The 25,975-nt window shown below is 34.1% G+C and carries 25 protein-coding genes, 1 tRNA gene and 3 pseudogenes; 17 read left to right on the forward strand and 12 right to left on the reverse strand.

The features are described 5' to 3' along the window. The first annotated feature begins 22 nt into the window (after window positions 1–22). The 3 genes and pseudogenes from AAGD70_RS05855 to AAGD70_RS05865 all read left to right on the forward strand — a co-directional run bounded on the left by AAGD70_RS05855 (window position 23) and on the right by AAGD70_RS05865 (window position 1,469). A pseudogene (locus AAGD70_RS05855) lies at window positions 23–847 on the forward strand (IS5-like element ISWpi1 family transposase). Between the two features lie 23 nt (window positions 848–870). Further along, a pseudogene (locus AAGD70_RS05860) lies at window positions 871–1,353 on the forward strand (DUF2163 domain-containing protein); the annotation flags it as partial. A gap of 29 nt (window positions 1,354–1,382) precedes the next feature. Then, window positions 1,383–1,469, forward strand: a tRNA-Ser gene (locus AAGD70_RS05865). 106 nt (window positions 1,470–1,575) lie between these two features. Here the strand turns inward: AAGD70_RS05865 and AAGD70_RS05870 are convergent. The 3 genes from AAGD70_RS05870 to AAGD70_RS05880 all read right to left on the reverse strand — a co-directional run bounded on the left by AAGD70_RS05870 (window position 1,576) and on the right by AAGD70_RS05880 (window position 2,502). Continuing rightward, window positions 1,576–1,827: a hypothetical protein gene (locus tag AAGD70_RS05870; protein WP_022626339.1), complete on the reverse strand. Its 252-nt coding sequence runs from the start codon at window positions 1,825–1,827 to the stop codon at window positions 1,576–1,578. Then, entirely contained in the window at window positions 1,797–1,976 is a 180-nt protein-coding gene (locus tag AAGD70_RS05875; protein WP_265022058.1) for a hypothetical protein, read from the reverse strand. Before AAGD70_RS05875 ends, AAGD70_RS05870 begins: the two co-directional genes overlap by 31 nt. A gap of 232 nt (window positions 1,977–2,208) precedes the next feature. Next, window positions 2,209–2,502, reverse strand: a complete 294-nt coding sequence (locus AAGD70_RS05880; RefSeq protein WP_080717625.1) for a transposase — start codon at window positions 2,500–2,502, stop codon at window positions 2,209–2,211. 356 nt (window positions 2,503–2,858) lie between these two features. Between AAGD70_RS05880 and AAGD70_RS05885 the strand changes: the two genes are divergently transcribed. From AAGD70_RS05885 to AAGD70_RS05895, 3 genes are read left to right on the forward strand one after another with little or no spacing between them, the layout of a single operon-like run. Next, entirely contained in the window at window positions 2,859–3,968 is a 1,110-nt protein-coding gene (locus tag AAGD70_RS05885) for a PQQ-binding-like beta-propeller repeat protein (RefSeq protein WP_065094584.1), read from the forward strand. Beyond that, window positions 3,961–5,331 (forward strand): dihydrolipoyl dehydrogenase, encoded by a 1,371-nt coding sequence (gene lpdA, locus AAGD70_RS05890; RefSeq protein WP_065095391.1) that lies wholly within the window; start codon window positions 3,961–3,963, stop codon window positions 5,329–5,331. The genes AAGD70_RS05885 and lpdA overlap by 8 nt, the downstream gene beginning before the upstream one ends. Window positions 5,332–5,333: 2 nt before the next feature. Further along, window positions 5,334–6,257: a tyrosine recombinase XerC gene (locus AAGD70_RS05895; protein ID WP_065094582.1), complete on the forward strand. Its 924-nt coding sequence runs from the start codon at window positions 5,334–5,336 to the stop codon at window positions 6,255–6,257. Here the strand turns inward: AAGD70_RS05895 and AAGD70_RS05900 are convergent. The 7 genes from AAGD70_RS05900 to grxC form a co-directional block, all read right to left on the reverse strand. Then, window positions 6,202–7,434 carry a hypothetical protein gene (locus AAGD70_RS05900; RefSeq protein ID WP_065095392.1) on the reverse strand — a complete coding sequence of 411 codons (1,233 nt, stop codon included), beginning with the start codon at window positions 7,432–7,434 and terminating at the stop codon, window positions 6,202–6,204. The genes AAGD70_RS05895 and AAGD70_RS05900 overlap by 56 nt on opposite strands. 234 nt (window positions 7,435–7,668) lie before the next feature. After that, entirely contained in the window at window positions 7,669–7,980 is a 312-nt protein-coding gene (locus tag AAGD70_RS05905) for an ankyrin repeat domain-containing protein (protein ID WP_065095393.1), read from the reverse strand. Window positions 7,981–8,065: 85 nt separating this feature from the next. After that, window positions 8,066–9,004: a thioredoxin-disulfide reductase gene (gene trxB / locus AAGD70_RS05910; protein ID WP_065094579.1), complete on the reverse strand. Its 939-nt coding sequence runs from the start codon at window positions 9,002–9,004 to the stop codon at window positions 8,066–8,068. Beyond that, window positions 8,991–9,590 (reverse strand): peroxiredoxin, encoded by a 600-nt coding sequence (locus tag AAGD70_RS05915; protein ID WP_065094578.1) that lies wholly within the window; start codon window positions 9,588–9,590, stop codon window positions 8,991–8,993. The genes trxB and AAGD70_RS05915 overlap by 14 nt, the downstream gene beginning before the upstream one ends. A 168-nt stretch (window positions 9,591–9,758) precedes the next feature. After that, window positions 9,759–9,899, reverse strand: coding sequence for a hypothetical protein (locus AAGD70_RS05920; RefSeq protein WP_156518040.1), 141 nt, complete (start codon window positions 9,897–9,899; stop codon window positions 9,759–9,761). A gap of 560 nt (window positions 9,900–10,459) precedes the next feature. Further along, window positions 10,460–11,332 carry a hypothetical protein gene (locus tag AAGD70_RS05925; RefSeq protein ID WP_065094577.1) on the reverse strand — a complete coding sequence of 291 codons (873 nt, stop codon included), beginning with the start codon at window positions 11,330–11,332 and terminating at the stop codon, window positions 10,460–10,462. Window positions 11,333–11,447: 115 nt separating this feature from the next. Further along, the gene (grxC, locus tag AAGD70_RS05930; protein ID WP_065094576.1) at window positions 11,448–11,786 is read right to left on the reverse strand and encodes a glutaredoxin 3; all 339 of its coding nucleotides are present in this window, start codon (window positions 11,784–11,786) and stop codon (window positions 11,448–11,450) included. 68 nt (window positions 11,787–11,854) lie between these two features. On the opposite strand from grxC, the gene ribF reads away from it, so the two are divergent. The 4 genes and pseudogenes from ribF (at window position 11,855) to AAGD70_RS05950 (ending at window position 15,927) form a co-directional block, all read left to right on the forward strand. Next, window positions 11,855–12,787, forward strand: a complete 933-nt coding sequence (gene ribF / locus AAGD70_RS05935) for a riboflavin biosynthesis protein RibF (protein WP_065094575.1) — start codon at window positions 11,855–11,857, stop codon at window positions 12,785–12,787. Next, window positions 12,784–13,260, forward strand: a complete 477-nt coding sequence (gene lspA, locus AAGD70_RS05940) for a signal peptidase II (protein ID WP_065094574.1) — start codon at window positions 12,784–12,786, stop codon at window positions 13,258–13,260. Before ribF ends, lspA begins: the two co-directional genes overlap by 4 nt. 29 nt (window positions 13,261–13,289) lie before the next feature. Then, entirely contained in the window at window positions 13,290–14,630 is a 1,341-nt protein-coding gene (locus AAGD70_RS05945; RefSeq protein WP_065095303.1) for a M16 family metallopeptidase, read from the forward strand. Beyond that, window positions 14,617–15,927, forward strand: a pseudogene (locus tag AAGD70_RS05950) (M16 family metallopeptidase). The gene AAGD70_RS05945 and the pseudogene AAGD70_RS05950 overlap by 14 nt, the downstream one beginning before the upstream one ends. 2 nt (window positions 15,928–15,929) lie before the next feature. On the opposite strand, the gene purN reads toward AAGD70_RS05950, so the two are convergent. After that, window positions 15,930–16,496: a phosphoribosylglycinamide formyltransferase gene (purN, locus tag AAGD70_RS05955; protein WP_065094572.1), complete on the reverse strand. Its 567-nt coding sequence runs from the start codon at window positions 16,494–16,496 to the stop codon at window positions 15,930–15,932. A gap of 304 nt (window positions 16,497–16,800) precedes the next feature. Between purN and AAGD70_RS05960 the strand changes: the two genes are divergently transcribed. Further along, window positions 16,801–17,217, forward strand: coding sequence for a hypothetical protein (locus AAGD70_RS05960; RefSeq protein ID WP_006279382.1), 417 nt, complete (start codon window positions 16,801–16,803; stop codon window positions 17,215–17,217). On the opposite strand, the gene AAGD70_RS05965 is transcribed toward AAGD70_RS05960, so the two are convergent. Continuing rightward, entirely contained in the window at window positions 17,210–17,740 is a 531-nt protein-coding gene (locus AAGD70_RS05965) for a Na+/H+ antiporter subunit E (RefSeq protein ID WP_065094571.1), read from the reverse strand. The genes AAGD70_RS05960 and AAGD70_RS05965 overlap by 8 nt on opposite strands. A 116-nt stretch (window positions 17,741–17,856) precedes the next feature. On the opposite strand from AAGD70_RS05965, the gene AAGD70_RS05970 reads away from it, so the two are divergent. The 6 genes from AAGD70_RS05970 (at window position 17,857) to AAGD70_RS05995 (ending at window position 25,973) form a co-directional block, all read left to right on the forward strand. Continuing rightward, window positions 17,857–19,755, forward strand: a complete 1,899-nt coding sequence (locus AAGD70_RS05970; RefSeq protein ID WP_341814075.1) for an ankyrin repeat domain-containing protein — start codon at window positions 17,857–17,859, stop codon at window positions 19,753–19,755. Window positions 19,756–19,875: 120 nt separating this feature from the next. Further along, entirely contained in the window at window positions 19,876–20,325 is a 450-nt protein-coding gene (gene smpB, locus AAGD70_RS05975; RefSeq protein ID WP_065094569.1) for an SsrA-binding protein SmpB, read from the forward strand. 6 nt (window positions 20,326–20,331) lie between these two features. Beyond that, complete coding sequence (gene lgt, locus AAGD70_RS05980; RefSeq protein ID WP_065094568.1) at window positions 20,332–21,123, forward strand: prolipoprotein diacylglyceryl transferase; 792 nt, start codon at window positions 20,332–20,334, stop codon at window positions 21,121–21,123. A 690-nt stretch (window positions 21,124–21,813) separates the two neighbouring features. After that, window positions 21,814–23,559 (forward strand): type I secretion system permease/ATPase, encoded by a 1,746-nt coding sequence (locus AAGD70_RS05985; protein ID WP_065094799.1) that lies wholly within the window; start codon window positions 21,814–21,816, stop codon window positions 23,557–23,559. A 361-nt stretch (window positions 23,560–23,920) separates the two neighbouring features. Beyond that, on the forward strand, window positions 23,921–25,360 hold the full coding sequence (locus AAGD70_RS05990; protein WP_015589193.1) for a hypothetical protein: 1,440 nt from the start codon (window positions 23,921–23,923) through the stop codon (window positions 25,358–25,360). Between the two features lie 4 nt (window positions 25,361–25,364). Continuing rightward, window positions 25,365–25,973: a hypothetical protein gene (locus tag AAGD70_RS05995; protein WP_065094800.1), complete on the forward strand. Its 609-nt coding sequence runs from the start codon at window positions 25,365–25,367 to the stop codon at window positions 25,971–25,973. The last annotated feature ends 2 nt before the right edge of the window (window positions 25,974–25,975 follow it).

Here is a 25,975-nt window from a genome sequence, read left to right on the forward strand (position 1 = left end):
GAAATTTTAGTACGGGGTAAAGATGAGAAAAAAGTATCCAACAGATTTAAGTAAAAGGGAATGGGCAAGAATAGAAAAACACTTCAGAGTATCATACAAGAAAGGAGGAAGGCCGCCAAAGTATAGCAAAAGAGAAATATTAGAAGCAATTTTCTATGTATTGCGTACAGGGTGTCAATGGCGGTATTTACCAAATGATTTTCCGCTATGGAAGACTGTGTATGAGCAGTTCAGGCAATGGAAGAAGCAGGGAATTTTTGAGAAAATGAATTATGAAATATAGTAGAAGAAAAATAGGAAGGAATGAGCAGCCGAGTGCCTGTATAGTAGATAGTCAATCTGTAAAGACTACAGAAAAGGGGGGATCAAAGGCTATGATGGAAGTAAAAAAGTAAAGGGTAGAAAAAGGCATATAATTACAGACACTCAGGGTTTTATACTAGGTTGTTACGTAGGCGCTGCTAACGAAAATGATAGAGATGGTATTAAAATAGCATTAAACAATATGAGAACAAAATATACTAAAGTTAAAAAAATGTGGGCTGACATGGGATACCAAGGAAGAAATTTAAAGAATCACATAAAGGAAGAATATGACATAGATATTGAAATTGTTAAAAGGCCTCCATGTAGATTTTGGGTGCACAAAGATACGCCACCTGAGCTACTACCAACAAGAGAACAAGGGTTTAAAGTACAGCCAAGAAGATGGGTTGTAGAAAGGACTTTTGCTTGGGTTAATAGGAATAGAAGGCTATCGAAGGAGTATGATTTACTCACAACATCCACTGAGAATTTCATATACCTAGCTATGAGTAGGGTTATGTTAAAGAGGGAATATGCTTGAATTTACTTGTTTCCGGACAACCTCTGAATCTACATTCAGGAACTTTTGGTAAAGTAACATTAAGTAGTGGAAGATTTATTGTTGAAATTAGAGGGCTCTCAGCAAAGCTTGAGAGAAGCATAGCAGAATTATACTCTCCTGCATGCAGAGCACAATTTTGCGATGATAAATGTAAAGCCGATACTAAAAAATTTAGTAAAATAAGTACAATCACTAAAGTAATAGATGAAAGAAGATTTGAAGACACAAATTTAACTGAGAGTGATGAATATTATAAGCACGGAGTAGTGAAATTCTTTGGCTCAACAGCATTTGAAGGTGTAGTAAAAGAATATAAAAATAAAGTAGTTACATTGTTTACTGTGCCTCCATACCAAATTTTTGCTGGAGATAAATATTCAATACTTGCAGGTTGCGATAAAACATTTCCAACTTGCAGAAGCAAGTTTAACAATACTGTGAATTTTCGTGGTGAACCCTATATACCAGGTTTTTATATTGTTTAGCAGCACAATTTTCAATATCATGAATACATGGAAAGGTGGCTGAGTGGTCTAAAGCACACGCTTGGAAAGCGTGCACATATGAAAATATGTCGGGGGTTCAAATCCCCCCTTTTCCGTAGGTTACTTCTAGAATAGTATAAAACCCTCGGTCGCGCACACAACTGTACGAACATTGTAATATGGTACAATGTTACAACTATGCGGTGGTAATTTACGATAAATTCATGTAGCCATTTCAAATTTAGCCATACCAATGTCAGTAAATTGATTAAGCAAATAACACTTGAGTAGCAGTTCCTTCCCACGATTAATTTCAGATTTGTTCCGAAAATTAAACCCGAATGTTTGTTTCAGTCGCGAGAAAAAACTTTCTACATAAGATCTTTTTCCGTAGTTTGTTTGCCTTTTCCACCTCTTCATTCCATCTTCGCTGTATGACTTTATTAGTCTAATTGCAGCATTTCTCTCTGCCATACTTTGGATGCTCTGCTGCATTGTTTTTTTGGAGGAATTTTTGTCTTTATGCCGCATTCATCACACAATTTATAGAGTTTATGTCTGTCATATGCTCTGTCTGCATATAGTGCTTTTATGGCATGCTGAAAATTAACTCCTTTAAGCAAATCGCAAGCTCCATAGTGATCAGACCGTTACTGTATTTTGCAGCTATGGCTTTTTTGCTGTTTATATTCAACATTACATGCAATTTTCTTGTCTGTTCATAGCCACGATATTTTCTGTCAGCGCTATTTTCCTTGCTGTGTGTTGTTATAAATGCTGATGCTTGTGCTATCTATGGCAATTTCGATATCTTCCATATTATTTTTATCAATTCTGCAATCATTGATCTTAATATTAAGTTTTTTTTGAAGCTTGCGAATAGCTGATAACTGCCAAATCTCTTCCTATTTGTTGCAAATATCCTTTTATAAACCCGACTGTTTGTCTTAAGCCAATTCTAAAAAGATTAACGATTATATGGACTAAAATCACAACTTTATCACTATAAATATAGTTGCCGCCCTGCATTTTTGGACTATTTTCATACCAATTTTCGATAGCTTTATCGATGTAACGAAAAATATTTCCTCTTTTTTCTAGAAATTTGTTATATTCATGGCAGTTACTAACTCTCATTTTTTGTGGCATATTTTTTCTTCAACAGTTAAATAGCTATTTATAATGAATTTTGTCAGTAGCCACAAGATTTTTTCAGTTGCTATGCAACAAAGCCATCCCAGTGTCAAGCACTGGGATGACAGGAAAAGAGGCTATTTGGATGACATCTTTCTTCTTGGTATAAATTACTTTTATATCTCAATGTTCATACAGCTATGCACGTTGCTGCATAGTGGATGAGGTGTATTACCTCTAAGAGTATAGTTTTTTACATAATAATGTGATATTCTGTTCATAAATCAATGTTTCAACGTACAACAAGAACATTTTCATTGTGATTAAGATTTCTAGTATGTATATTAATAAATCTTGTTCTCAACTAAGTAATGAAAGTAATAATTATTATAATAATGTTATTGTGTAGCAACTATACAATGGCAAGCGAGCGAATAAGTCTAGTGGATAAAAAACTATCTCAAGGGTATGTAGCTCCAGTGCTTACAGAAAATAGCGTTATTTTACCAGACAAGCACGGCGCTTTATATTCCTTTGATATTGATAACTCAAAGGCTATGAATTGGAAATTACACCTCTCACATAGGAAAAAAATCGGTAACATGAGCCTATTGCGTCACGGAGGAAATGTTTTCTTTATAGTGGATAACGTTCTACACACAATAGATGCAAAAACCGGCGAGATTCAGTGGGAAAAAGAATTGAGAGCTCCAGTAAGAGGGAAAGCAGGAGTAATAAACAATAAATTGGCAGTATTGACTATTGATAATTATCTGTACGTGTTTGATATAAAAGATGGCAGCTCCGTTTGGACTTATCAAAACGGTATCAATGAGGTTCGAGGTTTATATTCCATATCGCCAGCAATTTCTAACGATAAAATAATAGCGCCATTTTCAAATGGTGAGTTAATAGCTTTTAATGAAGACGGTAAAAAATTGTGGAGCCAAAAATTGGCTACAAACCTTTTGGATACACAGCTCACAGATGTAACTACTACACCGAGAGTGCTTGGCGATACTTTAATAGCTACAAATAATTCTTATATTTATGGCATTGAGGTGAAATCAGGAAATATTTTATGGTCAAAGTCACTGCAAGTAAAAAGTGTATCAGACATTGAGTCATATTATAGTCCTCTTATTCCTGCAGAGAAACAAAAAGAAGGCGGAAGAATTTTTATAGTAACTGAAGATAATAAAATAATCGGCCTGGATATAAAAAATGGAGAAACAGTCTGGGCATCTGATTTAATAGAAAATACGCAATTGTTTGCTCCAATTGTGCATGCCCATACACTGTGGGTGACAAGCAATAAAGGTTCAATGCTTGCTTTTCCTGGATCTGAAAGTGCAGGAAAGGTAGTCAAAGTACCTGGTAATGTGTTTCACACTCCAGTGTTTACTCACGATAAAATATATGTAACAACTGAGGGAAATGGTGTTTATTCTTTAGAAAATAGGTTTGTTCTTTATGATTGATTATGATCTGATTGTTATAGGTGGTGGTCCAGGCGGTTATAAGTGTGCTATCGCTGCTGCAAAACTTGGATTGAAAGTTGCCTGCATAGATAAAAATAGCATTTTTGGTGGTACATGCTTGCGAGTTGGGTGCATACCTTCCAAAGCACTACTTCATTCTTCCTATCAGTATGCTCACACGAAAAATGATCTGTCGAAGCTTGGCATAAAAATTAAGGATGCAAGTTTCGATTTAAAAGAAATGCTAGGTTATAAGGACGCCAGAGTTCAGGAACTCGGAAAAGGTATAGAATATCTGTTTAACCTTCACAAAATCACTAAAATCAATGGGCTTGCTTCTTTTGACCAAGGTAATCTTGAAGTTTCAGTTGAAGGTAAGGTGCTGAAGACAAAAAATATAGTAATTGCAACCGGTTCTGACGTTATTTCTTTGCCAGGAATTAATATCGATGAGAAAGACATTATTTCTTCCACCGGTGCACTATCTTTAACTGAAGTACCAAAAAAACTTGTCGTAATCGGAGCCGGGGCAATAGGGCTTGAAATGTCTTCTGTATGGAGGAGGCTAGGGTCTGAAGTCACTGTAGTAGAATTTTTTGACAGAATCGCTGCAGCAATGGATGGAGAATTAAGTAAGTCTCTACTTTCTAGTCTACAAAAACAAGGAATAAAATTTTTACTTAGCACTAAAGTTGAGGAGATAAAACAAAGTAGTAACTCTTTGAGTGTGAAAGTTTGTTCTGTAAAAGATAATCAAACAAACACTATAGAGGCGGATAAGGTATTGGTGGCAGCAGGACGCAAACCATGTACTGATGGTCTTGAAAAAATAGAAAAAGATAATCGCGGTTTCGTTCAAGTTAACAACAGATATGAAACTAATGTGAAAGGAATATTTGCTATTGGTGATGTGATCGGTGGAGCAATGCTTGCTCATAAAGCAGAGGAAGAAGGGGTAGCAGTTGCAGAGATAATCGCTGGGCAAGTACCTCACGTTGATTATGGAATCATACCATCTGTCATTTACACTCACCCTGCGGTTTCTTCGATTGGTAAAACCGAAGAAGAACTCAAAAATGCTGGCCGTGAATACAAAGTGGGTAAGTGTCAATTTGCTGCAAACGGCAGAGCAAAAATAACTGATGATGCTGAAGGATTCGTGAAAGTGCTAACTTGTAACAGAGCAGATACAATACTAGGTGTGCATATCATAGGGGCATACGCTGATACGCTAATCAACGAAGCAGCAGTTGCAATGGCATACGGCGCAGCAGCAGAGGATATATACAGAATTTGTCACTCTCATCCTGATATAAACGAAGCTTTCCGTGATGCGTGCATCGATGCTTTCTTTAAAAAATAATTGTGGACCTCGGTTCAATCATTGAAAAATGGTATGAGTGGCTGAGGTGCAACAGATCTTATTCACCAAACACTTTGGAATCATACATGAGGGACTTGAAGGACCTCATAAATTTCCTAAGCACTCACATTGGTGAAGAAGTAAATGTCGGCACTTTGGAAAAATTGAGCGTACCTGAGTTAAGAAGTTGGCTTACCTCTCGTTACGCAAGAGGTGTAAACGCAAGATCCAACACTCGAGCACTCTCAGTAATCAGAAATTTCTTCAAGTACATAAAAAACAACCACAATATAGACAATGAAGCTGTATTTTCCTTATCAAGGCCAATTCAGAGAAGAACTTTGCCCAAAGCACTTTCAATATCTAATATAAAAGCTTTATTAAAAGAAATGAAACTATCCGACCTGGGTGAACCTTGGGTGGTAAAAAGAGAAATTGCAATTATCGTCCTGCTATATGGTACAGGCTTAAGAATCAGTGAAGCGTTGAACCTTAGGGTTAGTGATATTAACAATGAAAGTTTAATAGTAACAGGTAAGGGAGATAAACAAAGGCAGGTATTCATTCTTCCGGTAGTAAAAAAATGTATACAAGAATATGTAAAAGCCTGTCCTTACCTTGATGAAGCACAACATCTTTTTTTGGGAGTAAGAGGAAAAAAATTGGGGAGAACTTATGTCGCTAATCGTTTGCAGAAAATAAGGAGAATATTAAATCTGCCAGAAATCTTATCTCCACATGCATTTCGTCATAGTTTTGCTACTCATTTGCTTCAGGAAGATATTGATATAAGATCAATACAACAACTGCTTGGTCATTCGAGTCTTGAGACCACTCAAGTTTACACTCACCTCAATTATCAAGATGTTTTTAATATGTATAAGAATTTCCAACAAAGTTTGGAGAAGAAGCCAAAACCCTTGTAACTCGAGGATTATCTGTGGCACTACCAGGTCCTATGTCTTTTTCATCTCCTTTGTATAAAAAATATCCTACTAAAAGAAGAACAAGTGCAACTGCTGCAAGACAAGCACCTATTACTGGATAATCGTATAAAACTGCTAAACATGCACCAACAGCAAATGCTCCAGACAACACAAAAGCAGCAGAAGCGTAGTTGCTTAGTTTTCTACCAGGAGAAATTGCTTGCGAGGATTTTTCGTTTTTATTACTCAGACTTTTAGTACGGAGCAGTCTATTTTCTGATGAAAGCCTATCTCTTTCTTCAGTCAGTCGAGCTACTTGATTAGTAAGAGCGCTAATCCTTGCTTGCTGACTTAATTTCTCTTGCTTTGCACTATCCAGCTCTTGCTCTGTTTCTGCAAGTTGAGCTTTTATTTTTTCAAGCTCAATTACAACTTCTTGAAAAGCTCGCTCAAAACCTGCTGGTATATTATTCGTATTTGCCACAGGTTGTTCCACACTTGCAGGAAATTTTTCATTTAGATAATTTTTAATGGACTCAGTTGGCTCACTAGCATTTCTCAATGCAGCAGTAACAATTGCACGATTTATGAAGCAATTATCCTTTACCAATTCTTTTACATCATCTAGATCTTTTCTATTAATAGTACCGGTTAATCGCTCTTTAATGGCTTGTTCAATTATTTGCTTCACCCATGGATTTTTCTCTATATCTTGTATTGGCTTTATTTGACTAAAATCTAGGTCTTTATGTTTTAAAAGTTTAGTCAATACTTCTTCGTTATCTTGTGTTATTCCTCGTAAACACGATTCGATAATTAAGCTAAGCGGTGTTTCTATTTCTTCATTGTAGGTTCTTTTCCAGCAATTAGGGTTAAGCTCTTGATTTAATAGTCTTTTCGCTTGGTAAATATTTCCGCTAGAAAGAGCATCTAATAATTCTTTTCCTTCCTGTGCTTTTTTAAACTCCAATTTTATTACATCTCCGGAACCTCTTTCAATACAATTTTCAGGGCTTTTATATTTATAATTTCTGACATTAGTGCTTGCATTTGGGTGCGTGAGCAATATTTTTACCATATCTCTAGCTCCAACTTGGCAAGCAATATGTAGGGCTGTATTTTTTTGTATTAAGGGTGTCCTTACCTCCTCCTTTACACCGTCATAGCTTTCTGTCAAAACCTTGAAACCAATATTTTCTTCATGATATCCTACAAAATGATCAGTAGTAAACCATATAGGTTCATTATCATCTTTCGTTACTATTTCATTACTATCAATGTACTTGAATTTACTAGCGTTTATTGATCCCCGTCCATTTCTTAGTGTAAAGCGCTTGGAACCCGAAAAACCATCACGTACTATTTCTTTTCCAAGGTATTGAAAAACTACATGACCTTGGCTGTCTTTCTTTTACCTTTCCTCATAAACATATTCCCTACTTCGAGCGTTAATATCGATACTGCTATTTTGTATAAGCAATTTAGCCATTTTTTCTAACATGGGTTGTCTACCATAAGTGACATCACAAGCTCTAGCAATAGACATCAAAGGTGTCATGCCTTCTTCATCAAACGCATTAACATCCGCATCTCCTTCCAAAGCTTGTTTAAAAGCTTCTAGGTTTTCATCATCAATAGCTTTAAATAACTTTTGTGTCGGTGCATCTAGAGTTCTCTGATATCTGTAACCATTAGTATTTGTCCTATTCTCTCCATAAAGCATATTAAACCCATCTAATAATTTACTAACATAATTATGTAAAAGAAAAGGAAAATTGCAAGCAATTTATCTAAAATCCTAGAATTAACTACGACTCCAAAAACTTTTCTGCATCAAGCGCAGCCATGCATCCTGTTCCTGCTGCAACTACTGCCTGACGATATACCTTATCTTGAACATCACCTGCAGCAAATACTCCTGCTTTACTAGTTAAAGTTGTTCCAGGTTTTGTAATGATGTAACCCTGTTCATCCATTTCAACAAAGCCTTTAAAAATACCCGTATTTGGTGCGTGTCCGATTGCAATAAACACTCCATCCACTTTTAATTCTTGAGCTTCCGTTGATTTAACTATAATACCAGTAACCTTTTTCGGATTTTCTTCTCCAAGAATCTGCTCTACGGTATGGTTCCACATTACTTTTATTTTATCATTTTTAAAGAGCCTATCTTGCATTACTTTTTCCGCTCTCAATTTATCACGCCTGTGTATTAATATCACTTCTTTGGCAAATCGAGTTAAAAATATCGCCTCTTCAACAGCAGTGTTTCCACCACCAACCACAGCTACAACTTTATTCCTAAAAAATGCACCATCACAAGTTGCACAAGCTGAAACTCCGTAACCTTGAAATTCCTTTTCACTCTCCAAACCAAGCCATTTTGCTTGCGCACCGGATGCAATTATAATTGCATCTGAATAGTAGTCATTAGTATTACCAGAAGATCTAAATCTATACTCATTAAAATCCTCAAGTTGTTCAACGCTTTTTATCTCATCATCTATTATTTTTGCTCCAACCTTTTCTGCATGCAACCTCATTTGCTCCATTAGTTCTGGACCCTGTATTGAAACAAAACCAGGATAGTTTTCAACATCTGTAGTAATTGTAAGCTGACCACCAGGCTGCATTCCCGTTATTACAATCGGCTCTAAGTTTGCACGTGCTGCATATATAGCGGCAGCATAACCCGCTGCCCCAGATCCAATAATAAGAACTTTTGTACTAAATTTATAATTCTTCACTGTATGAGTTTAGATAATCAGCTACTCCTTCATCGCTTGCCTGCATTGCTGGCTTACCTTTCTTCCACCCTGCTGGACATACTTCACCATGCTCCTCATTATGTTTAATTGCATCAACGATTCTAACGAATTCATCGATATTACGCCCTAAAGGCAAATCATTTATCGATTGATGACGTACAATAAATTTATCATCAATAACGAAAGTTGCTCTCAGCGCAATTGAGTCATCATATAAGACCCCATAGTCTCTTGATATAGACTTTTTGATATCAGACACTAAAGTGTAGCTAATCTCTCCAATACCACCATCATTAACTGGAGTGTTTCGCCATTTATAATGTGAAAATTTTGAATCTACACTTATTCCTATCACTTCAACACCACGCTTTGCAAACTCATTTATTCTATTATTGAGCGATATCAATTCAGTTGGGCAAACAAAAGTAAAATCAAGTGGATAGAAAAAAAGGACAGCATACTTATTTTTTATGTGCTTACTCAGACAGAAATCATCAACAATTTCTCCGTCAGAGAGAACAGATGAAGCAGTAAAATCGATAGCAGATTTTGTTACAAGATTCATAATTAACCTATTCTTTTAAAATAACTTCAATTTTACATCTTGATAAACTTATATGCAAGTTTTCTTTGGTTTTAGTCCTATAAAAACTTCCTAAAATAGCTCTTCTTTTTTACTGATAAGATACAATCCAGGAAAAAGAATGGTGTCATGAAAGTAGCCCCTATGATGTCATCCCAGTGCTTGACACTGGGATCCAGTTTTCCATAAATGGTGCATTTTAACATAACTTTTATACTTGATAAAATTCCTGGATTCCAGCGTCACGCGCTGGAATGACACCTTCCATATAAATATTAAAAAATTTACCAAACAAAAAAAAGGCAAAAGAAGCCCTAGTCATTGTCTATTTTCAGTATTGGCGTTTTTTAAGTCTTAAACGCTGCAATTTAGCTGCTTTTAAATGCAACTCACCTTAGTTTAAATGTTTAAGAAATTTACTAAGCAGAAAAAAAGGCAAAAGAAACCCCGTGTTAGCTAGTTGTCACTCTCTAATCCTGCAAATCGGCGTACTATACTGTCTTAAACGACTTATAAGCGCGTTTCAGCTTATATAGGTAAAAACCCAGAAATGTTGTGAAGACATAAGGTGCACATAGTGCAAAAAATTAAAAATAAGACGCCAAATACAAGTTTTCTTGTCGTTTTAATCTGCACAGATTGCGAAGTTAAATGAAATAGCTTCAGTTTCATGATAAGGGGGCTGGCGGAGTTTGTCAAGTAAGTTTTTCGTTTCTGTGGACTACTTAAATAACGGCTACAATGTTTGTACAGCTATGTACATAGCGCTGAAACCCAAAAAAAGAACCAAGTAGCCCTGGCTACTTGGATGACAAAAGGTAATACAAGAAATCTATTGGCTCTCGTATACCTTAGTGAAACTTAACAAGTTTATCTATAGTTTTAGTGATGATTCTTGGAGTATCCGGAGAAACTGCTGAGCTCAGCCTATTTAGTCGCTCTATAGCAAACTCGCTGTTCTCATTTGTTATGAAATCACATAAAATATTTTCTATATCCTTAGTAACACTTTCATGCTTCCTCAGAGGATGATTATGTGGATAACTACTGATGGTTTTGATACTGGAATACTCAACAAAAGCTTGATCCTTAAAAGCAAGTTGTCTCAATTTCTCTTTGAATTTTCCTTCTTCCTCTTTTGCTAAAAGGCGAGACTTTATCAGTGATTTTATAATCAAATTTATAGCTTGATGTATTTCAGAATGCACTATAACTTTAATGGTATTTTCTTCTACTATACAATCATAAATATTTTTTTCGCTCTGTAACGACTCTATTAATTTCTTGCTACTTTGTGAATTCAATTCCAAATTCTCCTCACTCATAGGAGTTATTATGAAGGTGTTCTTACTCACTCTGATGTTAAATTGTGGAAAGCCTTCAGAAAAGGAAAATGCTACATCCTTAAATTCAAGTGCGTGATTGTATGCAGCAAAAAGGGTGTGTGCTATAACACTGCTGGGCACCTTCATTCCATGTTTACTCAGGTGGTTCAATACATTTTCAACCTCATGATATGTAAAGTCTGTATCTTTTAGCAATTCAACAACTTCTATATTGTTGTGCTGTTTATACTCTATTCTCACTTCTTCTGTAAAAAGTGTTTTAGCTGCTATATGTTTATCAAGCACTGTGAAAATCTTGATGAAATTCTCTAAATCTTGTTTGTTAACTAATTCGATACTAATTAAGTTTCTGCTAATAATTGAAATATTTTTTGTCATTTTTTCCCACTAAAAAAACTCACTGAATGAATTGTATTTTTAATTCATTAAGAATTGTTTAAAGTGAGCATACTAGTTTTCATTTACGTATTACACGACAAAACAAGATAAAAAGTTACATAAAATCATCATGTGGTATAACACACTCTCCACATTCATCATTGCTGTTTGTGTAGGTTGTGACATCAGTGTGATTGTCATTATTATTTAGCATATCATCCAACTTTCCTTCTTTTTCAAGATCCATCAATTTGTCACACCCCCCCATGTGCTTATCGTTGATAAAAATCTGTGGAACTGTTCTAACGTTATACTTTGATTTTATGTCGTTAAATAGATCTGAGTTTTTGAGCACATCAATTTCTTCATACTTCACACCTTTTTTATCTAGTAAATCCTTTGCCCTTATGCAGTATGGACAGCCCTTCTTTACATATATCACAACATTTTTCACAATTTATCTCCGTAGCTTGCTAAAATATAGTTATTATATATAAGAAACATGTAAAAACATCAAATTGTATGAAAATTATTTATAATTGTGAGCAAGGGATAGAAAATAATATAGCACTAACCTTCGGAAATTTCGATGGCATTCATTTAGGACACGAGTTTGCAATTTCTACTCTAAAGAAGGTAGCACAAGAAAGAGGATTACCCTCTGCAGTTTTAACTTTTGAGCCTCACCCATCAACTGTTTTATTTGGTAGAAACAATTTTAGGTTAATAGACCAAGAACAAAAAAAGGAACTGATCAGCAGCTATGGTATAGATTACTTGTATATTATTAATTTTAATAGAGGTTTTTCTGAGGTTGGCTGCGATGACTTTATCAGTAAGATTTTAATAGATAAATATGGCGCTAAACACATAATTGTCGGAGAAAATTGCACTTTTGGTCATAAACGATTGGGTAATATATTAACTCTAGAGAAATATTCTGAAACATATGGATACTCTTTGACTAAATTAGAGCCATTAATAATTGACGGCAAAATTTGCTCTTCTTCTTCAATAAGGGAGTATGTACAAAGGGGCGAAATAGAAATTGCTAATAAATTGCTCGGCAGACCTTATCAAGTTTCTGGTGTTGTGACAAAAGGTGCATGTAGAGGTAGAGAAATGGGATTTCCAACCATAAATATTCCTATAGAAGATTACATGATAAAACCAAAATTTGGTACATATTACGCTAAAGTGATGTTTTCTTATAATAACCCAAATTGGTTATATGGAGTAGTCAATATTGGTATGAGACCTACATTTAAGGATCTGAAAAAGCCCATAATAGAAATGCACATATTCGATTTTGATGAAGACGTATATAATCATAAAGTTAATATACAACTTTTAAAATTCATAAGGTCAGAAAAAAAATTCCATAGTATTGAGGAGTTAACAAAACAGATAAATTATGATATACTTAAAATTTATAGGTTAAAGGCAAATTTATGAAAAAGTTATGCTTAATTGTTATATTAATTATAGTATTGATTGACCAAACGAGCAAATTGTACATAAACTCATTGATTGATGAGGGAGAATCAATTGAGATCGCTAGCTTTATAAAGCTAGTTGAAGTTTGGAATTCAGGCATTAGTTTTGGAATGTGTAGCGCTTTACAGCATGGCGGTTTCTTTTTTTCAGCATTTTCAATACTAATAATTGGTATACTTGCATACTTGATATACAAGTCTGATGATCAGTCAACTTACCTTGGGTTTTCTCTGATGATTGGTGGAGCAATCGGAAACGTAGTTGATAGGATTTATTGGGGAGCTGTATATGATTTCATATATTTTCATATTGATGATTGGTATTGGCCAGCTTTTAATTTAGCGGATTTATCTATAGTTTGTGGAATGTTTACATTGTTATATAAGTGGTATATATACGATATGCTTATTTCTAAACAAAATGGGGAATAAAGTAATTATGTTTATATTAGGTTAGGATAATGCTTCATAAGCTTTTTAGTTTTCTTATACTACCTGCACTTTTTTTTACTTACCCAATTTCTTTGAAGGCTTTGAGCATAGAGCACAACATAAAATATGCTAAACTCAGTAACGGACTAGATGTCTATGTTGTTCCTAATCATCGGATTCCATCTGTTTTACATGCAGTAATATATAAAGTTGGGGGAATGGATGATCCAATCGGCAAAGCAGGATTGGCTCACTACTTTGAACACTTAATGTTTAAAACTACAGGAAAGTTTAAAGACATAGAAGCCACTATGAGTAGCATTGGGGCTAAATTTAACGCGCTTACCACTAAAGAATATACCTGTTATTATGAGTTGGTCCCCAAAAAAGATTTACCACTGGCAATGGAAGTTGAAGCAGATAGAATGGGAAACTTTAATGTTACTCAAGACAAAATAGATAGAGAAAAAAACATTGTACTGGAAGAAAGAAAAATGAGATTTGATAACCAACCTCATAACTTGTTGTGGGAAGAAATGGATAGTGCATTTTATCGTACTGGCTATGGTAGATCTGTTATTGGCTGGGAGAGCGATATCAAAACTTACAATCAGGATGACATAACGAGGTTTCATGATAACTATTATCACCCCGGCAATGCAATATTACTGATTGTGGGTGATGTGGAACTTGATGAAGTAGTGAAATTAGCAGAAGAAAAGTATGGCGAAATTAAAGCTAAGCTTATAATTAGGCATTACCCTAATCAGGACCCAGTACATAACGCAGGTCTATCGGTGACCTTAGAAAGCACTGAAGTAAAAGAACCAGTTTTATATTTTCGTTATCGTGTACCCTTATTTGAGCATATAAACAAAGCTTCCGCTGCTCATTTAGCGGTTGACATTTTAGGTGGCGGCAAATCCAGCAAACTGTATAAAGATTTGGTTTTAGATAAAGATGTGGCAGTATCAGTGTTTGCTTATTATAATAGCCTAGCTTTTAGTGATGGCTACATTGATATTATGATAATTCCAAAAAGTGGCGCTAATTTAGATATTGTTGAAAGAGAGTTAGATAATACTATTAATGGCTTCGTATCTAAAGGGGTGACGAGCGAGGAATTACAAAGCTCAAAATATAGATACAAAGCAGCACAGTTTGATAATCTATCTGACTTAACTCATATAGCAATGTTTTATGTGCCGCACCTAGCACTTGGCATTCCACTTGATGAAATAGATATTTCATATAGCAAGATTAATGATGTCAATCTAGAGGATGTAAATAATAAAATCCGTGCTATTTTTTCTGCTAATAAGTTAATTGGTCGTTTATTACCAAAAGGAGATAATAATGAGAATAAGTAAAATTATATTTCTATTTTTTTTCTGTCTAGGCTTTAATTTACAAGCAAGTGGTAACCTAAATATAGAGGAGGTCACCACCCGTAAAGGATTTAAGTTTTTATTTGTAGAAAATCATGATTTGCCAAAAGTTTCACTCAATATATCGTTCAAAGATGCAGGTTACGTGTATGAGAATGCAGAAAAACAGGGACTTACCTGGTTTACTTCTCTTATAATTCAAGAAGGGGCAGGAAAAAATGATGCCAAAGATTTTGCGAAAAAGCTTGAAGATAAAGGGATTAGTTTAAATTTTATTGCTGATTTAGAAGCATTTAGGGTTTCATTAAATACTTTGTCTGACAATCTATAGGATGCAATTTCGTTACTGAGCGATACTATAATGCGTCCTAAGGTTGACCCTGAAGGGTTGCATAGGGTATTAGAGGTTGCTAAAGTGAATTTTAATCATCTTGAAAAAGATCCTGGCTTTGTTGCCAAAAGGGAATTGGAAACGTTGCTATTTAAAAAGCATCCTTACTCAAAAAGTGAATATGGAACTCTTGACACTGTAATGACCATTACTAGAGACGATGTTTTAACATACATAAAGCGTAATTTTGCTAAAGATAACATCGTTATCAGTGTTGTTGGTTGTGTAAAGAAAGAAGAAATTATTACGCTATTAGATAAATATTTATCTAAATTGCCATCAAAAAGATCGAAAGTTAGAAAAATACCTGTGAAAAATGATTTTGGTCCTGCAGAAAGTAAGAATATTTTTATGGATATACCACAGAGTGTGATACTTTTTGCTCAAAAAGGTATAACTTATGAAGATCCTAATTATTATAACGCTGGTGTCTTAATTGATGCACTTGGTGGCATGAGGCTGAATTCAATATTAATGACAGAACTGAGGCAAAACTTGGGTATTACTTATGGTGTTTATGCAAGTATTATTCCCAATAAACATGGAAATATTATATTTGGATTTATGAATACTGATAGTTCTACTGCTGGCAAAGCTATATCAGCGGTAAAAGATACATTGAGCAGAATAAAAAAGGAAGGAATTGACGAACAATTGTTCAAGGATGTAAAAATTGGCTTGGTAAATAATCTTGTCCTTCGCCTGTCCAATAACACAAATACAGCAATGCTGCTCGATGATATGCAGATAAATGATCGTGATGTTAACCGTATAAATAATTATGCGAATGTCATTAATGATGTTAAATTAGAGGAAGTAAACGAACTGGCAAGTTCTTTACTGGAACCTGAAAATTTATTTTTTGTTGAAGTTGGAAGAAACACTTAAGATCAATAATTAATACTTTCTGCTATTGATCTTACTGCTTCTACATAACACTTATGCTCCTCAGCTAGAATGCGTTCTGAGAGGCTTTGAACATCATCATTCGGTAGCACTGGCACAGCAACTTGAGCAATCATGGCTCCAGCATCAACCTCAGGAGTGACATAATGTACAGTACAACCTGTAATTTTTACACCTGCTTTTAGAGCTTGCTCTTGAGCGTTTAGGCCTTTAAAAGACGGAAGTAAAGAAGGATGAATATTTATCACCTTGTTATGCCATTTACTCAGAAAATCAGCTTTGAGAATTCTCATAAACCCTGCAAGGCAAATTAAATCAACCTTATGTTGAACAAGTATTTTGTGAATTTTATTAGCATCAAGTGGTTTATCTTTAACAACAAACGCTGGGATTCCTGCTTGCCCTGCTGCTTTCAGACCAGTAGCTTCACTATTATTTGTGATAACACATGCAACTTCTGCGGGAAAATTCTGATCTTGACATGCTTCTATCAAGGCCTGCATATTTGACCCCCTACCTGAAATTAGTATTCCGAGTTTTATCTTTTTCATTATAGCACAGTTAGTTTAGGATTTAGTTAATACTAACAAAACAGCTCAAAAGGAAAACTTATTTTATAGCAAAGAAGGTAAACTAAACTCTTTTATCAGTGGACCTCTAATTTTGGACCTCATTGGACAACACAAAAATAACGAATAGCCCCATGTACCCAGCTTAAACTAGCTTTAATGCTTAGATATTGTGCTATTTTTGTATAATATACTACTATAAGTATATATTTTTGTAATCGCGTTATTATTTATTTAACAAAGTATTAGTATAATTTATTACACTGAATTAAATGGAGAAAGTTCAATGAGTAAATTACCGAACAATGCAAAAATAGGTAAATCTCAGGTTACTCAGTGGGAGGTAATAAAAAATTGTGAATATGCTGATAATTGCTTGTCAAAAATAGTAACTTTGTACGTTATTAGAATAACTCAGCTATCAGATTTTTATACGAGTGACGAACCTGAAATTAACACTGTTTTAGCAAGAATAAGCGTGACAAGTGAAAATGTATTTTTAAACAAGGCTACTACTATTGAAGTTATGGAAGGTATTTTTCCGTATAAATTTAACAGCAAGAAGAGAAATAACATATTAAGGTTAGAAGATTTATATAATTATTTATGTTCTATTGTTAACAATAGCCTTCCAAAAGAAATGCTTGAAAGTCTTGTAAGGGAATATAAGGATGCTGTTAACTTATTTAAAGCAATTACTTAACTGAACGTAGTATTTTTAAGATTTTATTTTCTATTTCAGAAACGCCGCTTTCAAGGTTTTTATCTATCAAGCATATGGTAGACAAATACGTTTTTTGCTTGCTTTCAACATTGATAATTAAAGTTCCAGGAGTGATTGTAACTGAACTAGCAAATAATGCAATGCTTTCATCATTATGCCCTTTGCATTTTCTTAGGATAATGATCGGTTCAAGCTTAGATTTGAGTTGTAGCACCTTTTTTGTTACATAAACACTTGATAAAATGATTTGGTACATTAACCACGGTATATAACTTCCGAACTTATAAAACGACAGTCTACTCGTACCATTTAAAATCTGACTAAGAGCGCTTTCAGCGTTTATCAACCGTCTAAAGATAAACAATGTGAATATAGAGGAAAACACTCCACAAAAAATAAAAAACGGCTCAAAATAACCAGACAATACAGTCCATAAAACAAATAAAGTTATAAACGACAGAGAAAAAAATTTGATTTCCTTCCTAAAGTTGAGGTTTTTCATAGTCTGTAATATAACTTAAATGACTCTTTAAGGAAAGATAATAACGAATATTTAGGTTCTTGACTTCTATGTTAAAAGATATAACAACTAAGTTATGTATTTTAAGTGAGGAAGTTATGAAATATGACAAATTTATGGAAATATTAAAAAAAATAAATGACCTTTCAGATTTGAGCAAGGACAATATAGTTGAAAAAATAAAAGCTAAGTTACAAGAAGAAGATCCAGATTTATGTCAAGAGTGGGAAAAGAGTAAACCTGACAACGATAGTGGGTCTGGCATAAATTACATATTTACTATATCTTGTGGTCAAAATTCTAAGAAAGTCAAATTGTTACATCTTGCTTCTTATTGGAACTGTGCAAATGTAGCAAAAGCTCTGATTGAAAACGGGGCAGATATTAATGCAGAACATGATAATAAAATTACTCCTTTACATATTGCTGCTCACTATGGCCACGAAGATGTAGTAACCATTCTAACTGGAAAAGGAGCAATTGTTGATGCAAAAAATGGTGATGGATGGACTTCTTTACATTTTGCTGTTGAAAAGAACCACGAAAATGTAGTAAACACTCTAATTGGAAAAGGAGCAGATGTTAATGCAAAAAATGATAAAGGATGGGCTCCTTTACATCTTGCTATTACAAATGGCCACAAAGAGATAGTACAAGTTCTATCAAAAGCAAAAGGAATCGACGTTGATGCAAAAAATAGTGATGGGTATACTCCTTTACATCTTGCTGTTGCAAAGGGCCGCGAAGATATAGTAGAAATTCTCATTGCAAAAGGAGCAGATGTTAGTGCGAAAGATAATGATGGACGTACTCCTTTAATGCTTGCTCGAAAAGGCCATGAAGCGATAAAAAAAGCTCTATTAAAGGCACAAGAGAACATCAAAGCTTTGCCTTCAGCTGTTAAACATAATAATGAGGAGGAGGAGGTGAAAAACCTATTAAATAAAGGAGTAAACGTTAATGCAAAAGATGATGATGGATGTACTCCTTTACATCTTGCTGCCAGAGAGGGCTGCGAAGATGTAGTAAAAACTCTCATTGCAAAAGGAGCAAATGTTAATGCAGAAGGTATTGAGTACAAGACTCCTTTACATCTTGCTGCTGCAAAGGGCCATAAGGATGTAGTAGAAACTCTAATTGCAAACAAAGCAAATGTTAATGCAAAAGATGATGATAGATATACACCTTTACATCTTGCTGCTGAAGGGAACCACATAGAGGTAGTAAAAATTCTAGTTGAGAAAGCAGATGTTAATATAAAGGATGCTGATAGATGGACTCCTTTGCATGTTGCTGCTGAAAATGGCCACGAAGATGTAGTAAAAACTCTAATCGCAAAAGGAGCAAAGGTTAATGCAAAAAATGTTGATAGACGTACTTCTTTACATCTTGCTGCTAAAAATGGCCACGAAGATGTAGTAAAAACTCTAATCGCAAAAGGAGCAGAGGTTAATGCAAACAAAGGTGATAAACGTACTCCTTTACATCTTGCTGCTGAAAATGGCAAGAGAAAAGTGGTGGAAGCTCTGCTAGAAGCTGGAGCAGACTCTTCATTAAAAAATGTTGATGAAAAAACGCCAAGAGACCTTACTAAAGATCAAGGTATAGTTCAGCTTTTAGAGGAAGCGGAAAAAAAGCAAACGTTAAAAAATGAGAATAAAAAAACGCCAAAGGATCTTACTGAAAATAAAGATGCAATGCAGCTTCCAGAGAAAAAGGAAGAAAAACAGGTTGGAAAAAATGCAATTATGAAAGAAAAAGAACAGTCTGCAAAAAATGCAATTGTAAAAGGTGTTATTGTGTGTTTTGTAACTGCAGTGATAGTTGGTGTTGCACTTGCATTTGCTACTGCCCTATCCGTACCAGCAATAATTGGACTAGCTGCAGGATCTGCGCTCATAGTTGGTGCTGGTCAATATATAATGTCAAAGCCTAAAACTGAAATGAAAGAAGTAAAGGAACTTGTGCCTAGAGAGACAGAAAAAGCACTTACTTGATTTTTGTTATCCTGTTGCTATCAGACTAGCCTGGCACCTTATATTTATTGGGATAACTGTTTTATTATGAATTAAGTCAAAAACTCTGTAATATATTGAAGCTTAAAGATATCTTTAGATATGGAAGTTATTGCAGAAAATAGGAAAGCAAGGTTTGAATATTTCATCTTAGAAGAATTTGAAGCGGGTATGGTCTTATTAAGCAGTGAAGTTAAATCGCTAAGAGAAAGAAAAGTAAATATTTCCGACGCCTACGTTGTTGAAAAGAATAGCGAAGTATGGCTGCACAATATGCATATTGCAGAATATAAAGCTGCGAACCGAAAAAATCATAAACCAAAAAGGGAACGTAAATTACTCTTGCATAAAAAGGAGATAAATAAACTAATTGGTCAAATCAAGACTGCTGGGATAACTGTTGTGCCGCTTTTGGTCTATTTTAACGATAAAGGATTGGCAAAAACTAAAATTGCCATTGTAAAAGGAAAAAAACTCTACGATAAGAGAGCAACCATAAAACAGAGAGAGTGGGATCGTGAAAAAAGTAGATTGTCTAAGAATAATTTATAGCAAAATATGTCTTTAAATCCAGTAATTTTCAGCATCGGTCCTGTTTCTATATATTGGTATTCCTTAGCCTACGTTTTGGGTATAGTGTTTGCATATTGGTATTTACATAGGCTAGATGACCAAAAAATATTTACTAAGAATTTTTACGATTCGTTATTAACAGCCACTATTGTAGGTATTATCCTTGGAGGTAGACTTGGCTACGTATTGATATATGATCCAGTTCTTTATATAAGCAACCCTATTGAGATATTGAAGACCTGGGAAGGAGGGATGTCATTTCATGGTGGTGCTATAGGAGTTTTGCTTGCAGTAATAATTTCGTGTAAAAGACATAACATTCCTATATTTTATGCACTGGACCTAATTTCTTGCGGAGTTCCCATAGGTTTATTTTTAGGTCGCATAGGCAATTTTATAAACGGAGAGTTATTTGGCAGAGTTACAACTATGCCATGGGGTATGGTATTTCCAGAGAGTGGTGATAATTTGCTGCGTCATCCAAGCCAGCTTTATGAGGCACTTTTTGAAGGACTGCTACTTTTTGCAGTTGCAAATTCACTGTTTTTCTTAACTAGAATAAGACTGTATCACGGTGCGTTAACTGGTATTGCAGTTATGTGGTATGGAATAGCACGTTTTTTCGTTGAGTTTTTTCGCGAACCAGACTATCAAATTGGCTATTTGTGGCTTGATTTAACTATGGGGCAGTTGCTTTCTATACCTATGGTTTTGCTAGGAATGCTTGTATATCTAGGCGCATTAAATTTAAAATTTAATACGAAATCTGTCACATAGAGAAAAGGTGAGTTCAATAGAAAAATGTAGCCAGAAGCCCCACATTATGCACAATTGTACGAATTTTCTGCGTTGCAGTAGAATGAATCGGTGGGCTTTGTTGCATCGCTAGCTATGATGGATTAAAGATAAAAAAGGTGGAGAATATCAGTAGCTTATTATTCTGGTATTTACAACAAGAACGGTCAGTGAATACCTAAATTTGAGTAAAAGAAATTTCACTATCACTCACTAATCCGGCTAAAATTCAAGAATTTCAATGCTTTAGCTATTTTCAATAGAATTAAATTTATTAATATAAATAACAAATTACTATTCTTAAATTTGATCAGATTGATTGCAAAAAAACAAGATTTTCAATAAGTTGCTTATAATCCTAATTATAGTTAGCCTTTCATAAGTAGCGATGCAACAAAGCCATCCCAGTGTCAGCTACTTTCATGACACCATTTGCTGTGCAGTTTACCTTCAAAAATGAATGTTCGTACAGCTATAGAATGAATCGCGGTATGACGTAGCTTCGCTATAGGCAACGAAGGAAATATCAACTATACTTCTTTTTACCATTGTTTATATTTCCTATTCACATATATTAATATTTTACTCACTTAAAGTAAGCTAACTACCGTTATTAATATTTTTGTAATAAAAATTGTATATGGTGCATGTAATCAAATTAAGAGGAAGATTGTGGAAATTACGCCATCAATAAAAAAAGAATTGAAGCAAAGTACTCTATATATTTGCCTAGAAAAATGCAAAAGTGCATTTTGGTTTATCTTTTGGTTTAGTGCGGGAATCAATTTATTAATGTTATTCCTACCACTTTATACCTCTCAAGTGCTTGATCGGGTGATATCGAGCGAAAGTGTATCAACACTAACTATGCTGACAATTATCACTTTATCTGCATTTGCATGTTCTGCAATGCTTGAAACTTGTCGATATTTAGCCATGGCGAAAATAGGTGATTGGATCGATAAAACTGCAACACCAGATTTGATAGTAAGGTCAATTAGATTAACATCAGTGCAGAGCTCAACTTCAAGTGGTGAAGCAATACGAGATCTCGGAGTGATAAAAAATTTCATTACAGGAAATGGCATATTCTCACTGTTTGATACTCCATGGTCGTTAATTTACCTTGTTGTGATTTTCATGATACATACCTCCACGGGGTTCATAGCTATTACTGGAATCATCATATTAGTCTCTATGGCAATATGGAATGAACTTGCCACTAAACGAATATTACAAGAAACCAACGAAGAAACTATACGGAATATCAATGCTATAGATGTTGCAACAAGAAATGCAGAAGTGGTTGAAGCTATGGGCATGTCAGAATTCATAGTCTCTGATTGGTGTAAACGAAATGATCAGAACCGAGCAATGCAAATTAAAGCACAAAATCGCTCTAATGTAATTACTGGAATCACTAAATTTTTGCGCTCAACTCTGCAAATATCAGTGATTGGAACAGGTGCATTACTTGCAATCACAGCTCATAAGACTGCCGGTAGCATCATCGCTGCTTCAATTTTAATGGGTAGAGTATTAGCACCATTTGATGCTGCGGTTCATACTTGGAAGTTTTTAAATCAGGCTAGAATGTCATATGGAAGGCTACAAAGACTTATATTAACATCGCCAAAAAGAGAGCAAACGATGGCTCTACCAGAACCTGAAGGAAAATTGGAATTTGATAGAGTATTTTTTACTCCTTATGGAAGCAATAAGCCGACAGTAAAAGGAATATCATTCATTATAGATCCTGGAGATGTAGTTGGTGTTATTGGTGCAAGTGCTTCTGGTAAATCCACTATCGCAAAATTAACTGTTGGTGTATGGAAGCCAATATCTGGTGTAGTCAGACTAGATGGCGCTGATGTATATACTTGGAATCGAGAAAATTTTGGTAATTATGTTGGCTACTTACCTCAGGATATTGAGTTATTTAACACTAGTGTCAAAGCTAATATTGCTCGCATGAGGCCAGATCCAAATCCTGAAGAAATAATCAAAGCAGCAAAAATTGCAGGAATACATGAACTAATACTAAGCTTACCAAATGGATATGATACAACAATAGGAGGTCCTGGAGGAGTAACGCTCTCTGGCGGCCAAAAACAGCTTCTTGGACTTGCCAGAGCTTTTTATGGTCACACAAAACTTTTAGTACTTGATGAACCAAACGCTAACTTAGATAGCAATGGAGAGGCATGCTTAATTAATGCAATTGGCATTGCAAGAAAACAAAATACTACTACTGTTATCATCACTCACAAGCTACCGTTATTGTCCGTAGTTGATAAGGTGATCCTCATGTCAGATGGTGTCATTTACGCTATGGGACCAAAAGATGAGATTTTGAGCAAATTAGTTGCTCCATCATCAAGTACCACAGAAGATGAGCGCTCTTCAGCAAATGGTTAGTTTACTTACAATAAATTCTGTATCTGAAATAACAACTGTTCCAGAAAAATATATATTTCTTTACTATTAGAAATAATATTACAAGAATAGTAAATAGATTAATAACTCTTATTAATTAAAGTCAATCGGCAGATATAGCTAAAGTGGCTTAGGTTTACCTACAATTTGAAAAACAACAAATTCGTCTTAATGAATTTTCTTAATTTGTTATCTAAATAACTTAATATTAGTGGTAATTTTATAAAAAAATTATAATATAAATAATGTTGCTGCGAAAATTTATAACAATATTTCCCTCTAACGTTTAATGAATTTCAATAAATTGCCTTTTTAATTCTAGATAAGTATATGCTTTGTTAATATGTTTAGTTCAAAATCCAAAAGTAAGTTTATGCTTTCTATTGGAGAAGAAGGCATAATGTTACTATATTTTAAAAATAATACTTTAAATAAAAGGTATTTTGTTAAGGGCAAAAACGATAAAGCAGTTTCCGATTTAATTTCATGTCTTTCGTCAGATAAAAAAGCACCTTTATACCTGGTGCTTAATCATGCAGATCAAAATTACTCGCTACAGTTTATTACAAGGGCAAACAAGATTAGTGCCTATCTATCAGCAAAAACAAAGATGGAGCATTTTTCTCGTAATAATGACATAAGTTCAGTTTTTTTGGTTGAGAAGCCAAACAAATTCAATCAAAACTGGTGCTATCTTCTTGTTTCATCAAAAGCAAAGCATTTAGTAGAATATTGGTTGAATGTGTTTATTGAGATAGGCTCCAACTTTAAGGGAATATTAATGTTTCCTATAGAAATAAGTAATATAACAAAAAAGATTCTACATAAAGATCCTAATAATTGGAAAATTATAGTTGCTGCAACTAAAACGGGAGGCTATAGACAAGTGGTTCTTAAAGAGAATAAAATGGTATTTACGCGCTTAACATCATTTACTAATGATAATTTACCAGGAATTATCGCTGGTGGAATATATCAGGAAGTGCAAGATACTATTCGATCCTTAACTAAGTTTGGGTTTGAAAAAAATAACCCTATCGACCTTTGTATCATAGTGTCAGAAGATATCAAAGCTAGTTTATCAGTCATAAATTTTTCAGAGAACAGTGTGAACATATTAACTCCATATGAGTTAGGCAAACTATTAGGAGCAGAACTAGCTATAAGTGAAAAAGATAACTTTTGCGATACCATAATTTTGTTTCATAGCTTTAAGAATAAATTAGCAGCTATTTTTAATACAAAGGAAACTAAAGAATTTTATCTATTCAATTACCTTTATTTAAACTCTCCTCGAATTTTTCTATACTTCGCCCTGGTTTTAGTTATAACAAACACCCTTTGTTTGCTAAATTTGTATTCAAATTTCAATGTCGCTGATAATTTATCAGCAAAGCAGAACACCTTAAATAACCAATTAACAAAACTTAGCCAAAGCTATAATGTAAAAAAAATAGATGAAATTTATGATTTTATTAATATCAATAATATTTTATCAAAAATAGAATACTCTCCTCTTACACAAGTTAAGTATGTAGAAAAGTTAAAAATACCAGGTATAGAGCTTCGATCATTTGAATGGAATTATAATGAGGCAAAAAGTTATATTACCACAACTTTAAAGTTTAATTTTCAATCCGGTAAAAATATTTCTCATCAATACGAGAAACTACGAAAAAATTTAAACGATAATTTTCGTACCTATGACATTAATATTTCTAGCTTACCTGCTGCTAAAGAGCAAAATCTATCTATTGATGTTGAAATAGGAGAGGCAATGTAGATTAATGACTATCTCTCAATTAAAAAGAAAAGCTACAATTCAGTTTATATCGTATTTGTTATTATCTGTTGGATTAATAGGGTTATTAACATATGTTGTTATCTATAACGAAAAGATTTATAATAAAAACCAAATTGCGATTGATAAAATACGTTCTATTAATTTACAGATTACTGGAATTCAAAAAAAGGAAGTTGTTCTAAATAAAAACCTAGATTTATGGAAAAAAATTTCTTCTTCAAATTTACATAGTAGCAGATACATTGCAAATTTAAATTTCGAGCTTAGCAAGTTATATAAAAAGTACTATATATTAGAACCTGAAATATCAATTTCTATACCCGAAGAAGTTGAGCTCCACAACAAAAGTGAACGCACAAAAGTAATAAAAAGTGAAGTGGTCCTAAATTTAAGCTCAATCAGCGATAAGCATATTTTTTTATTTCTACAGTCTATTCCAAATCTGCCCGGTTATGTTATGATCAAATCTCTTATTTTAAATAAGCAGAGAAATATTGATGCTGCAACTATGAATCAGATTTTGAATGGTAATATGATAGAGATAGTGAGAGCTAATATAGTCTTTGATTGGTATACTATATTAAGTAGATAAGG

The sequence above is a fragment of the Wolbachia endosymbiont (group A) of Nomada flava genome (genome assembly GCF_964027055.1).
GTDB classification, from domain to species: Bacteria; Pseudomonadota; Alphaproteobacteria; order Rickettsiales; family Anaplasmataceae; genus Wolbachia; species Wolbachia pipientis.